The sequence below is a fragment of the Brachyspira suanatina genome (genome assembly GCF_001049755.1).
Lineage (GTDB): Bacteria > Spirochaetota > Brachyspiria > Brachyspirales > Brachyspiraceae > Brachyspira > Brachyspira suanatina.
This window is the reverse complement of sequence record NZ_CVLB01000001.1, coordinates 765,564-778,478: the sequence shown is the minus strand read 5'-3', so window position 1 is coordinate 778,478 and position 12,915 is coordinate 765,564. Positions and strand designations below refer to the sequence as shown.

Annotated in this window: 14 protein-coding genes; 12 read left to right on the top strand and 2 right to left on the bottom strand. The window is 25.5% G+C overall.

Annotated elements, in window-relative coordinates:
• Positions 1-48 precede the first annotated feature (48 nt).
• From BRSU_RS03485 to fabF, 9 genes are all read left to right on the top strand, one after another.
• Positions 49-519 carry a DciA family protein gene (locus BRSU_RS03485; RefSeq protein ID WP_048593809.1) on the top strand — a complete coding sequence of 157 codons (471 nt, stop codon included), beginning with the start codon at positions 49-51 and terminating at the stop codon, positions 517-519.
• Positions 509-1,387, top strand: coding sequence for a sigma-70 family RNA polymerase sigma factor (locus BRSU_RS03480; protein WP_048593808.1), 879 nt, complete (start codon positions 509-511; stop codon positions 1,385-1,387). Before BRSU_RS03485 ends, BRSU_RS03480 begins: the two co-directional genes overlap by 11 nt.
• Position 1,388: 1 nt before the next feature.
• On the top strand, positions 1,389-1,889 hold the full coding sequence (locus BRSU_RS03475; RefSeq protein ID WP_048593807.1) for a hypothetical protein: 501 nt from the start codon (positions 1,389-1,391) through the stop codon (positions 1,887-1,889).
• Positions 1,890-1,938: 49 nt separating this feature from the next.
• The gene (locus BRSU_RS03470) at positions 1,939-2,493 is read left to right on the top strand and encodes a DNA-3-methyladenine glycosylase I (protein WP_048593806.1); all 555 of its coding nucleotides are present in this window, start codon (positions 1,939-1,941) and stop codon (positions 2,491-2,493) included.
• 69 nt (positions 2,494-2,562) lie between these two features.
• Positions 2,563-3,744 carry a cyclic nucleotide-binding domain-containing protein gene (locus tag BRSU_RS03465; RefSeq protein WP_048593805.1) on the top strand — a complete coding sequence of 394 codons (1,182 nt, stop codon included), beginning with the start codon at positions 2,563-2,565 and terminating at the stop codon, positions 3,742-3,744.
• A 106-nt stretch (positions 3,745-3,850) separates the two neighbouring features.
• Positions 3,851-5,266: a phosphoglucosamine mutase gene (glmM, locus tag BRSU_RS03460; protein WP_048593804.1), complete on the top strand. Its 1,416-nt coding sequence runs from the start codon at positions 3,851-3,853 to the stop codon at positions 5,264-5,266.
• A 237-nt stretch (positions 5,267-5,503) separates the two neighbouring features.
• Entirely contained in the window at positions 5,504-6,253 is a 750-nt protein-coding gene (fabG, locus tag BRSU_RS03455) for a 3-oxoacyl-[acyl-carrier-protein] reductase (protein ID WP_048593803.1), read from the top strand.
• Positions 6,254-6,324: 71 nt separating this feature from the next.
• On the top strand, positions 6,325-6,561 hold the full coding sequence (gene acpP / locus BRSU_RS03450; protein WP_008724300.1) for an acyl carrier protein: 237 nt from the start codon (positions 6,325-6,327) through the stop codon (positions 6,559-6,561).
• Between the two features lie 89 nt (positions 6,562-6,650).
• Positions 6,651-7,904 carry a beta-ketoacyl-ACP synthase II gene (gene fabF, locus BRSU_RS03445; RefSeq protein WP_048593802.1) on the top strand — a complete coding sequence of 418 codons (1,254 nt, stop codon included), beginning with the start codon at positions 6,651-6,653 and terminating at the stop codon, positions 7,902-7,904.
• Between the two features lie 130 nt (positions 7,905-8,034).
• Here fabF and BRSU_RS03440 read toward each other — a convergent pair whose 3' ends face one another.
• Entirely contained in the window at positions 8,035-8,703 is a 669-nt protein-coding gene (locus BRSU_RS03440; RefSeq protein ID WP_048593801.1) for a YczE/YyaS/YitT family protein, read from the bottom strand.
• Complete coding sequence (locus BRSU_RS03435; RefSeq protein WP_048593800.1) at positions 8,703-9,104, bottom strand: MarR family winged helix-turn-helix transcriptional regulator; 402 nt, start codon at positions 9,102-9,104, stop codon at positions 8,703-8,705. The genes BRSU_RS03440 and BRSU_RS03435 overlap by 1 nt, the downstream gene beginning before the upstream one ends.
• Before the next feature lie 215 nt (positions 9,105-9,319).
• Here BRSU_RS03435 and trxA point away from each other — a divergent pair, with 215 nt between their 5' ends.
• The 3 genes from trxA to BRSU_RS03420 all read left to right on the top strand — a co-directional run bounded on the left by trxA (position 9,320) and on the right by BRSU_RS03420 (position 12,913).
• Complete coding sequence (trxA, locus tag BRSU_RS03430; protein WP_048593799.1) at positions 9,320-9,637, top strand: thioredoxin; 318 nt, start codon at positions 9,320-9,322, stop codon at positions 9,635-9,637.
• A gap of 106 nt (positions 9,638-9,743) precedes the next feature.
• The gene (locus BRSU_RS03425) at positions 9,744-11,375 is read left to right on the top strand and encodes a LysM peptidoglycan-binding domain-containing protein (protein WP_048593798.1); all 1,632 of its coding nucleotides are present in this window, start codon (positions 9,744-9,746) and stop codon (positions 11,373-11,375) included.
• The gene (locus BRSU_RS03420; protein ID WP_048593797.1) at positions 11,372-12,913 is read left to right on the top strand and encodes an NAD(P)H-hydrate dehydratase; all 1,542 of its coding nucleotides are present in this window, start codon (positions 11,372-11,374) and stop codon (positions 12,911-12,913) included. The genes BRSU_RS03425 and BRSU_RS03420 overlap by 4 nt, the downstream gene beginning before the upstream one ends.
• Positions 12,914-12,915 lie beyond the last annotated feature (2 nt).

Sequence of the window (12,915 nt, the reverse complement as noted above, 5' to 3'; positions counted from 1 at the left end):
ATTGATTATATAAAAAATTATTGTATGATTATATCATAAGGATTTATAATGCATACTATAAAAAACACATTGGAAGAATATTCTGACAGAAAATTATATCAAAATATAAATTTAGCAAATTATATAAAAATATCCCAAAAATGGGATGATATTATGGGAGAAGTTCTTTCAAAAATATGCTATCCTTCATTTTATAGAAATGCTGTTCTTACTGTAACCATAACAGATAGTGTATGGGCTAATGAAATATTTATGAACAGAAATAATATATTCAAAAATATCAAGAAAGAAACTAATATAGAAGTAGTAGAATTAAAAACAAGAATCGGTGAAGTCAATAATAACAATAATAGAACAATAGAAAATACTAATAACAAAAATATTAAAGAAGAAAAAGAATTAACAAAAGAACATAAAGAATGGATAGATAATACAATAAAAGAATCTGGCATAAAAGATGAGCGAATGAAAGAAATATTTACTAATATACTGAAATACGAGGATAATGATGATAGATGATGTATTTATAAAAAAGCTGATTCTAGAATATAAATCTACCAGAAGCATTGAAGCTTTAAAAGAGATTAATGAGCATTTATCTAATTATATTTATAATTATCCTAGAAAAGTTTTCGGAGTATTTCATGATGATGCTTTAGAATTTTATTCTTATTATATAGAAAGAATAGATAATATAATAATAAAGTATAATGAAACTGATGCTAAATTTATTACTTGGTTTACATATACATTAAGAAGCCATTATTTAAATTTTATAGATCATAAAAAAAGAAAAGATAAGTATAAAAAACATGAAATATCAATAGATGCACCATTATGCGGTAAAGATGCATTAACATTACATGATGTGCTTTATGACAGCAAATCTTATGTTATGAATGAATATACTGATAATTACAATGAAAGCAATATTGAAAAACTTTCTTTTAATATGTTTAATTATATAGAAAAAGAATTCACAGATAGAGATTCCATAGCATTTTTCATACATAATTTAGAATTATTTATCAATCTTATAATACAGCCTCTAATGAAATATTTTAATATAAATCATGAAGAGGCATATTCAATAATAGAAAAGGCAAGAGCAACATATATAAATAAATATAATGAAATAATAAAACAGCAGGATAAAATAGCAAAAATAAATGCCCAAATAGAAATCAATAATAAAAGAGGACTTTTTACAGTACATTTAGCGAGCAAAAAACAAAATTATATTAAGAAGCTGCATTCTATAAAGATAAATGTTCCATATGAATTTATAGCAAAACTTTTAAATATTACGAACAATGCAGTTACAAAAATTATAAATAAAATAAAAGCTAGTTTAAAAGAACATTTTAATAATTTATCGGACATATAATATGAGCAAATATAATTATACAGAAGAAGAAATTATAAACTATGTTAATGGTATTAAAGTATCTGATGACTTTTTACAAGAGTTGGAATCGAATTCCGATTTGCAAAGAGAAGTAACTTCCCTTAAAAATGATTTATTTCTTATGGAAAATATAGAAGATTCTAATATGCTTAAAGAATCCAAAATAAAACCAATCATCAATATAAAAGACAGTATAATTGATTATATGCTTTATTTTAGTAAATTAACTCCATTGGCATCAAGAGGAGAAGAAGATAATAAAATCAAAGATATTTATGTTTATAAAAATATAGAAATATATAAAAGCGACAATCAATACTATATAAATATCAGCAACATAAAAAATTGGTGTGTAATAGAATATAATGGAGAAAAAATAGTTAATATATTCGGTCAAAGAGATAACTACTCTTCAGAATTAAAAAACGGAAACTATAATATAAAAGTTGATAATGATGAAGTATCAATAAATATAGAATAAATAAAATACATACCAAATAATCATATATAAAATAGGAAATATTTTAATTATGTCAGAAATATGCAAATGGGCTAAAAGTGAAATAGAAATTAAATATCATAATGAAGAATGGTGCCAAGTATGCCATGATGAAAGAAAATTATTTGAAATGCTGATACTTGAAAATATGCAGGCAGGATTAAGCTGGAAATGCGTACTTGATAAAAGAGAAAATATGAGAAAGGCATTTGATAATTTTGATTATAAAAAAATATCTAAATATGATGAAAAAAAAATAGATGAACTTTTAAATGATAAAGGTATTATAAGAAATAAAAGAAAAATCAATGCTCTTATAGTAAATGCAAATAAATTTATAGAAGTACAAAAAGAATTTGGAAGTTTTGATAAATATATTTGGTCTTTTACTGATGGAAAACAAATAGATAATAAATTAGATGATGAAAATCCTCTTCCAGCAAAAAGTGAATTATCCGATACTATAAGCAAAGATATGATTAAAAGAGGATTTAAATTCACAGGGAGCATAATAATTTACAGCTATATGCAGGCTATAGGAATTGTAAATGATCATTCAATTAATTGCAGTTGCCACAACAAATAAGAAATATTAATTACAATATTGACTAATAATGTAAAAAAAGCTAGAATAAAGCATTATTTGGGTAAAATTATGAATAAATACAGTATTTTAAATTTTAAAAAATCATCTATAATTTTTATAAAAAATCAAAGTCCTAAAAATTCTTTTTATATTATAACTAAAGGAAAAGCCATATCTTATGGAACTTTAGAATCTAATGTAGAATTCAATAAGGGTGATATATTAGGATTAGTAAATGTTGTACTTAATGAACCTTATTTTTATAACATGAAAGCATTGGAGGATATGGAAGTTATAGAATTAACTTTAGATGAAATCATTAATACTAAAAATAAAGATTTAACAATAAAAATATATGAATATTTAAATTCTTCATTAGAAACTTGGCTTGGAAGATATTATTTACTTATATCAGAGAGTAAAGAAATCATTAAAGGAAAAACTCAAGAAGAAATACTTAATATGGCTCAAGTGTACAGCAAAAATGGTTTTGATCACGCCGCATATAAATTATACAATGAATACATAAAAAGATTCCCAAATGATAATGAAAATATTGATGATGTAAAAAATAAATTATCTAACATAAATCCTATAGAAGAACCATTGGCAAAAAAAGAAAATGTATTTCATTATAAAAAAGGATACTGTTTATATACAGAATTAGAAGGAAGTGATAAATTATATTTGATAAAATCTGGTAAGATAGGAATATATAATATTGTCAATCTTAAGCAGATTACGAGAAGCATATACTCTAAAAACAGTATAATAGATGGATATAACCCTATTTTAGAATATCAGCCTTTATCTACATCAGCAATTATACTTGAAGATTCTGTGATAAAAGTGTTAAAAAAAGAAGAATTATTAAATGTAATAGAAAATGATAATTCTATTAAACTTTATTATATCAAAATGTTAAGCATGAAAATTAGAAATACAATATTAAAAATAATAGCAATTAATACAGATGATATGTTGGCTAAAATATTAATAACATTATATTATATTGTAAAAACAGAAACATTGCCTAATAATATTGATCATATAGATCTTCCATACAATATCAATGACATAAAAACTATGCTGAATATAAGAGATAATGAAATTATAAAAAAAGAATTAAATAAAATAAAAACAATATCAATATCTGATAATAATTATATAAATATAACAAATATAAAAGGTTTTATAATGGAATACAAAAATTCTATTAACAGAGTAACTAATATGAATCATCATTCATAAAAATAATTGAAAATTATTCTAGTATTGTTAAAATATTAATGATAATATTTTACTTTTTATATATTTATAATTTTTATAATTAAAGAATATATTTTAGGAGTTTCAAATGCCTACTTTAAAAACAAGTATATCAGGAATCAGAGGAATAATAGGAGACGGTTTAGATATAAAAGCTGTAGTAGATTACACTGCAGCATTTGCATGTCTTTTTCCTAAAAAAGCAAAAATTGTAGTAGCTAGAGATACAAGAATAACAGGAGAATCTATATTAAATGCTGTTGTAGCAACATTAACAGCATCAGGTATAAATGTAATAGATATAGGTATAACACCTACACCTACAGCATTATATATGGTAGAAAAACTAAAAATACATGGCGGTATAATGATATCTGCAAGTCATAATCCTATAGAATGGAATGCATTAAAACTTATAGGAAAAGGCGGACTTTTTTTAGATGAAAAATCAGTTAATGAAGTTATTAAGCTTTATGATAAAAAATCATCAAGATTTGTTAAAGCATTAGAAACAGGTACTTATGAAAAAATAGATAATGCTATAGAAGAACATATTAAGAGAATATTGAGATGGATAGATGCTGATAAAATAAAAAAGGCTAATTTCAAAGTGGCATGCGATTATGTTAATGGTACAGGTTTATTTGCTACTCCGCCACTACTAAAAGCATTAGGAGTAAAAGAAGTTTCTATAAACAAAGAACATACAGGAAAATTCGCGCATATTGCAGAGCCTTCCGCAGCAAGTATGAAAAATTTATCTGATTTAGTTAAAAAGAATAAGGTTAATATAGGATTTACTCAAGATCCTGATGCTGACAGACTTGCATTAGTTCTTGATGACGGTACTATCATAAGTGAAGAATATACTTTGGCTTTATGTGCTAAATATTTATGGATGGCCGGAAAAGGAAATGCTGCTGTAAATTTATCTACTTCAAGAATGATAGACGATTTAGCTAAAGAAAAAGGATATTCTGTTGATCGTACCAAAATAGGAGAAATAAATGTTACTTCTCATGTTGTAAAAAATAGATTATATTTCGGAGGAGAGGGAAATGGAGGAATAATAGTTCCTGCTGTTACTCCTGGAAGAGATTCTCTTTTGGGTATAGCATTGATATTGGAATTAATGGCCAAAACAGGAAAAACTATTACCGAACTTGTAAATGAAATACCTAAATATGAAATAGTGAAAGAGAAATTAGAAGTATCAAAAATAGATGAAGATAAATTCTTAAAACAAGTTAAAGAACAGTATCCTAAATCTAAAATCACAACTATTGATGGAATAAAAATAGATTTAGAAGAAGGATGGCTTCATGTACGATCATCAAATACAGAACCTATAGTAAGAATTATTGCTGAGGCTAAAAGTAAAAAAGAAGCTAAAGAATTAATTACTGCTGCTATGAATATGATAAAAGGAGTCAAACCTGCTAAAGAAACTAAATCAAAAGAAGCCAAACCGAAAAAAGAAGTAAGTAAAAAAACTAAAAAATAAAAATAATTATTTTTATATATAAAACTCTGGAATTATAATTTTCCAGAGTTTTTTTATAAATTCATACATAAAATAATTATTATATAAAATAGACACTTCGACTTTTAAACCAAAAAAGTCGAAAATTTTAAAATGATCTTTTTTACTTGACAAATTCAATATATTTTGTTTTAATATATCATATATTTAACTAATAATTTTTTTGTTATATCTTTATATACTTCAAAAAGGGTAAATATGGACTTAAATCTTAAAAATAAAACAGCTATAGTAACAGGTTCAAGCAGAGGAATAGGAAAGAAAATAGCAGAAACTCTTGCTAAAGAAGGAGTTAATGTTGTAATCACTGCTACAAACTTTGAAAAAGCCTCTCAAGTTGCTGAAGAAATAAAATCATCTTTCAATGTTGAAACTTTGGCAATTTGCCATGATGCAAAATCAAGTGAATCTTGTAAAGATGTTATTGCTAAAACTATAGAAAAATTTGGCTCTATTGATATACTTGTAAATAATGCAGGTATTACTAAAGATATGTTAGTGCTTCAAATGGATGATAATGCTTGGAATGATGTAATATCAACTAACCTTTCAGGTACTTTCTATATGTCTAGAGAAGCCGCTAAAAATATGCTTAGAGCTAGAAAAGGTAAAATAATCAATATATCCAGTGTTATAGGAAAAATGGGAAATGCAGGACAGGCTAATTATTCTGCTGCTAAAGCTGGAATCATAGGAATGACAAAATCTATGGCTAAAGAATTTGCCCCTAGAAATATATGTGTAAATGCAATAGCTCCAGGATTCATACAAACAGATATGACAGATGTATTGCCTGAAGATACAGTTAAAGGAATTATGAGTATTACGCCTTTAAAAAGATTAGGAACACCTGAAGATGTATCTAATTTAGTATTATTTTTAGCTTCTGATATGAGTAATTATATCACAGGAGAAGTAATAGCAGTTGACGGCGGAATGTCAATGTAATAATTAAAAAGTATATAAATGTGTTAAAAAACACTTTATTAATAAACAATACAATTTAAGGAGAATTAAAAATGGCATTAATCGATGAAATTAAAGATGTTGTTGCTAATCAATTAAACATCTCAGACAAAAGTAAAATCACTGATACAGCTTCTTTCGTAGATGATTTAAACGCTGATTCACTTGATTTAGTAGAATTAATCATGGAATTAGAAAAACGTTATGAAATCAAAATTCCTCAAGAAGATCAAGAAAAAATTAAAAATGTAGCTGATGCTGCTAAATACATTGAAGAACATAAAAAATAATTATACTATTTAAATTTCCCGTAAATAGAATTATGTCTTTTACGGGAAATTTTTTGATATAGTAGTTCAAAATCATAGGAGTTTTATATATGAGTGAACGTAGAGTTGTAATTACAGGGCTTGGAATAGTAAGTTCTCTAGGAAATGATGTAAAAACATTTTGGGATAATTTACTTAATGGTGTTTCAGGTATAAAAACATTAAGTAAATATTTCGATCCTGAAAAAGAGCAGCTTATTACCAAAATCGGTGCTGAAGCTTTACCAGTTGAGGGCGATTATTATTCTGATAAAAAAATGTTAAGAAGATTAGACCCTTTTATTAATTTTGGAATATATGCCGCTCATCATGCATTTAAGCAGGCTGGTATAGAACCTAAAACAGGCTTTGATCCTTTAAGAGCCGGTTGTGTTCTTGGTAGCGGTATTGGCGGTATGACTACTCTTTTATCTAACCATCAAGTTTTACTTAATGACGGACCTGGCAGAGTATCACCTTTCTTTGTACCTATGCAAATAATAAATATGACACCTGGTTTAATATCTATGGAATATGGTATGAACGGACCTAATTACAGTACAGTTACTGCTTGTGCTTCTTCAAACCACTCTATAGGTTTAGGTTATAAACATATTAAAGATAATGAAGCTGATATTATGGTAGTTGGAGGTTCTGAAGCTACTATTAATCCTCTTACTATAGCTGGTTTCAATAATGCTAGAGCTTTATCTACTAGAAATGATGAACCTACTAAAGCATCAAGACCTTTCGATAAAGGAAGAGATGGATTTGTTATAGCTGAGGGAGCTGGTATATTAATACTTGAAGAGTATGAACATGCTAAGAAAAGAAATGCTAATATACTTGCTGAAGTTTGCGGTTATGGATTTACTGCTGATGCTAATCATATCACTGCACCTTTAGAAGATGGTGCTATGGGAGCAAGAGCTATGTCTTTAGCTATTGAAAGTGCTAAAATTTCACCTGATAAAATCAGCTATGTTAATACTCACGGTACTTCTACACCTGTTGGAGATATTGCAGAAATAAAAGCTATTAAAAAGGCTTTAGGCGAAGATCATGCTAAAAAGATAAAAATTAACTCTACAAAATCTATGACAGGACATGCATTAGGTGCTGCAGGCGGTATAGAAGCTATTGCAACTATTATGAGTATGATTGAAGGTAAAGTTCACCCTACTATCAATGTAGAAGAACAAGATCCTGAATGCGATTTAGATGTTGTTGCTAATACTGCTCAAGATTACAAGATAGAATATGCTATAAGCAATTCTTTCGGTTTCGGTGGACATAATGCTTCTATAGTATTCAAGAAAATATAATTAATATTTTTAATAAAATAAAAGCCCTATTTATTATAAATAGGGCTTTTTATTTTAACATTTTTTAATAGTAAATCATAATAGAGATATATTATACTTATTTCAAAAATAAATTGATAAATATTTATATTTAAACACTTTTTTCAATTAAATATTTATCTTCCAAAACTTTCAAAGGCTTGCTTACTAATTTTGCTATAAAGCCTACAAAAATTGCTGCTATAATAGTACCTTCCCTAACCCCTTCTAAATGTCCTAAATATATTAGAATAGTAGTTAGAGAAATTAACACTAACGTAACATCAAAAGCTATTTTAGTATTTCCAAATTTTACAGGAAAGACTTTACATATAGCTAATACTAATCCTTCTCCAGGAGTAGTAACTAATTTAGCCATAACTTCTATACTTACCCCTATGCCAACCATTAATATTCCTATTATACATAAAATCCATTGCTGTAAATAATTTGTATATGTGATATCTTTTATCAAATACTGTGAAAAATCTATCATCATTCCAAATAAAATTAATGCCGGTATCTGAAAAAGCTGAAATAAATCATAATTCTTTCTTAAAATAACTATTTGCATTATTATAAATAAAATATTGATAATAATTGTAGTTTCTCCAACCGAAAGTCCTGATATATAACTTGTAACATATGGTACACTTGAAATTGGAGAAGTCCCTAATGATGCCTTAATTGAAAATGCTATTCCTAAAGACATCAAATAAAGCCCTATCAAAAATATAATACATCTCTCAATAAAATGATTTTTGAAAATTTCTTTTTTCATCATTCGACTCCATTATCTGTAAGTGATTTACATATTTCCGCTAATAAACTTTTAAGTTCTTCCTGTTTATCTTTTGGTATATTTTTTATTGCTTCATTTTCTATTTTTTCAAAAATATCAAGCATAGACTTTGAAATTTCTTTACCTTTATTAGTCAAAGAAACATAAAGAGATCTTCTATTTCCTTCATGCTGTTTTCTCTCTATAAGACCTGCTTTTTCCATACCTAACAATATACTTCCAACAGTTGTTTGCTCTATTTCAAGATAATTCGCTATAGTTTTTTGATCTGCTTCTTTAAATTTAGATAAAAAATACAAAACTTTAGGCTGTCCTGATGTAAGTCCTATTTTATTAGCCTCGTACATTATTTTACGGGCAAATATAGAATTGGTTTTCATTAATAAATAATGCAGATTTTCCAATAGTGATAATCCTTATAATAAGTATACGTATAATAACAATACTCATTATACACCAACAAATTAAAAAGTCAAACCATATATACTATATATGGGTATATATAAAAAAATTAAAAAAGTTATTGACTTTTAATAAAGTTAGAGTATACTAAGTTACATAAAGTAAATTATAAAATAAGCGAGGTAAAACAAATATGTCAGTACAAGAATTAAAAACAGATAATTTTGAAGCAGCTATAAAAGGAGATAAAGCTATATTAGTTGACTTTTTTGCTGAATGGTGCGGACCTTGTAAAATGCAAACTCCTGTATTACATAAAGTAGCAGATCAATATTCTGATAAAATGAATTTTGGTGCTGTTAATGTTGATGATGCTGAAGAAGTGGCTGCTAAATACGGTGTTCAGTCTATACCTACTCTAATGGTATTCAAAGGCGGAGAAATGGTTAAAAGAGCTGAAGGTATGAAAAATGAAGCTCAATTAAAAGAATGGTTGAAAGAATATCTATAAATAAAATATTTTATTTTAGCCTAATTTTATTAAAAATTAGGCTTTTATTTATTCTAAATTGATATATAATTCGCAATTATATTATAAAAAATTCAGGGTATAATATATGCTTAACACTAATAATAAATTGCTAGAAAATATATCAAATGAATTCAATATAGAAAATGATGAAGCTGAAAACATTATTCAAAAATTATTCTCAAAAATAACATCCTCTATTATAGATAAAAACAGATTCTATATTCATAAAGTCGGTATCTTAAGTTTAGATCAAAATAATAATATTATATTAAACAAAGATGATGAAAATTTTGATGAATCTTTAGAATCTCTAAATGTTACAAATAACAATATAAAAAATATTTTTCTGGAAAAATCAATATATAAAAGTATATTTAAAAATATAGCAGATATATCAAAAGAAGAAGATGTATATATAAAAAACTTTGGTACTTTTTCAAAAAATAATTTCGAAGCTGATAATACTCTAAAAAATAAAATAAAAGAATCAAATAATAATGAAGTTGTAGAAGATATATTATATGAGTTAGATAGTCAAATAAAAAATAAAAATGTAAATTATAATACAAAAGAAGAAATTGAAGAAATAATTGAAATTTCTGAAGAAGAAAATAAAGAAGAAGAAAATAAATCTATAGATAATAATGTTGTAGGAAATATATGGAAAAATTATAATTCTATAGATTTAAATAGTATGATAAAAAATTTAAATGAAAAAGAAGATATAAAAAATAAATCCGAAGAATCAGAAAAATTAGAAGAATCAAAAATTAACAATAATATATCCGATAATAAAAACAATGATTATCCTGAAATGAAAGAATATTCTAAAGAAGAATTATTGGATATTAATCATTTTGATAAGGAAGATTTAGAATCTAGTAATGATACTCCACCTAATAATGAGGAGGATAAAGAAGAAGAAAAAGAGGAAAATAATAATTTATTAGAAATAAATATACAAAAAGAATTATTAAATAATAACAATAATAAAACACTAAACACTAATATTAAAAAATCAGGAAATAAAAAAATGGATAAAAACAATGTAAAAAGAAAAAATGTATTACTTGTAGGTATTATAAGAGTAATAATAATAGTAATAGTAATATTTATAATTGGTATAGTATCATCAATATACTATAACAGCAATAAAGTAATATCAAGCAATAATATAGAAAACAGAAAGCTTTATGATATAGTTAATGAATATTTTAATCAAATAGATTCAGCAAATTTATCATATGTAACTTCAAAAGATATGTACTATTGGGATATAGCAAAAACTTTATATGGAGATGCTACATATTGGCCTTTAATATATGCATATAATAATGACAAATTTAAAATAAGCAATGTTATAAGAAAAGGAAGTACTATATCATATAGAAATATTCCTGATTTTTACTCTGTAAAAGAGATAAAATACTTGAATAATACATTATCAAAATCTTATATATATGTTTATCCTATACTAACAAATGATAATAAATATAATCATGCTTTATGGGCATTAAAATTATCAGCATATTATGATTTGAATGTATTTAAAAACAATTCAAATATCATACCTCAAGAAACATATATGGAAATTTTAAATGATAATAATACAATAAATACTACATATAATGAACTCATAAAATACGGTCAATTAAATGAAAATGTAGTTTTATCCATTTTTGAGATCATAAAGGAAACATTAGGAATAACAAAATGAAAGTTGTAACTACAGAAGATCTAATTAATATAGATAAAAAAACAATAGAAAAGATTCCTTCCATACTTTTAATGGAGCATGTAGCCAGTGAAATTTTCTATTTGCTTGTAAAAAGACATAGAAAATTATTATATACAAAAACTGTTTATATTTTTTCATCTGTTGGAGGAAATGGCGGAGACGGACTCGCTATAGCCAGATATTTAATAAAAAATGGATATGATGTTAAAATATATATTACAGGAAATCTTGATAGAGTTAATAAAGATACTTATACTAATTTTAATATATTAAAATCTATGAATGTAGATATTAATTATTTAGGAAGCGAGGAAGATGCTATATCCGCTGTTGAAAATATAGAAAGAAAATCTATAGTATTGGATTCATTATTCGGAACAGGCGGAAACAGACCTTTAGAAGGAATACAAAAAACTCTTATAGACTGCTTAAATAAATTAGATGTTCTTAGAATAGCAATAGACATACCTTCAGGGCTAGCTTCAAAGATAAATGATTATGACAATATACATACATGTTTTAAAGCTCATGAAACTTATACAATATGCTTTGCTAAAGATATGTTCTTCTTATATAGAACTAGAGAATATATAGGAAAATTATTCATAATAAAATCAATATTCCCAAATGAAATACTAGATAGTTGGGGATATAAAGCTAAATTAATAGACTATAATGAAAAAATACATATAAATAGAAACTCACTATACAGCAAAAGAGAACAGGGAATGCTTGCTATAGTGGCAGGAAGTGATAATTATATAGGGGCTGCTGTTTTAGCTGCAAATGCCGCTTATAGATTAGGTGTAGGATATATAAGATTATATGTACCTAATGGTATAGTAAAAAATATTAGAGATGCTGTAATGTCTTCTATGCCTGAAATTGTTATTATAGGTATAGGAGAAGAAAATCAAAAATTCTTCACAGAAAATGATATTGAAATAGTAAATGATATAAATAAAAGCGATGTTTGTATAATAGGTTCAGGTATAGGCAGAGATATGTCTACTGAAATTTTTATAAACAGTATATTAAAGCAAATAAATATACCTACTATTATAGATGCTGATGCTTTATATTTAATGTTTGAAAGCACTCTTAATGAACTTAAAAACAATTTTATAATTACACCTCATATATATGAATTTGAAAAACTTACACAAATCAATCATATAGAAGCTTTAGAAAATCCATATCAGGCATTATTAAGATATAGACAAAAAACTAATGCTTCAATAATATTAAAAGATGCTGTAAGTTTCTTAATGTATGAAAATGATATATATATAAATTATAATCCTAGAGAATCTATGGGAAAAGCAGGTATGGGGGATGTTTTGGCAGGATTTATAGGGGCATTGCTTGCTAGAAAATTAAATATATTAGAGGCTTCAAAATTGGCATTGACAATACAGTCTAAATCTTTTAATATATTATCCAAAAAATTTGGAAATGATTATATTCAGCCTAAAGATTTGGCAAATATTTCATACAAAATACTAAAAAGGATATAAAT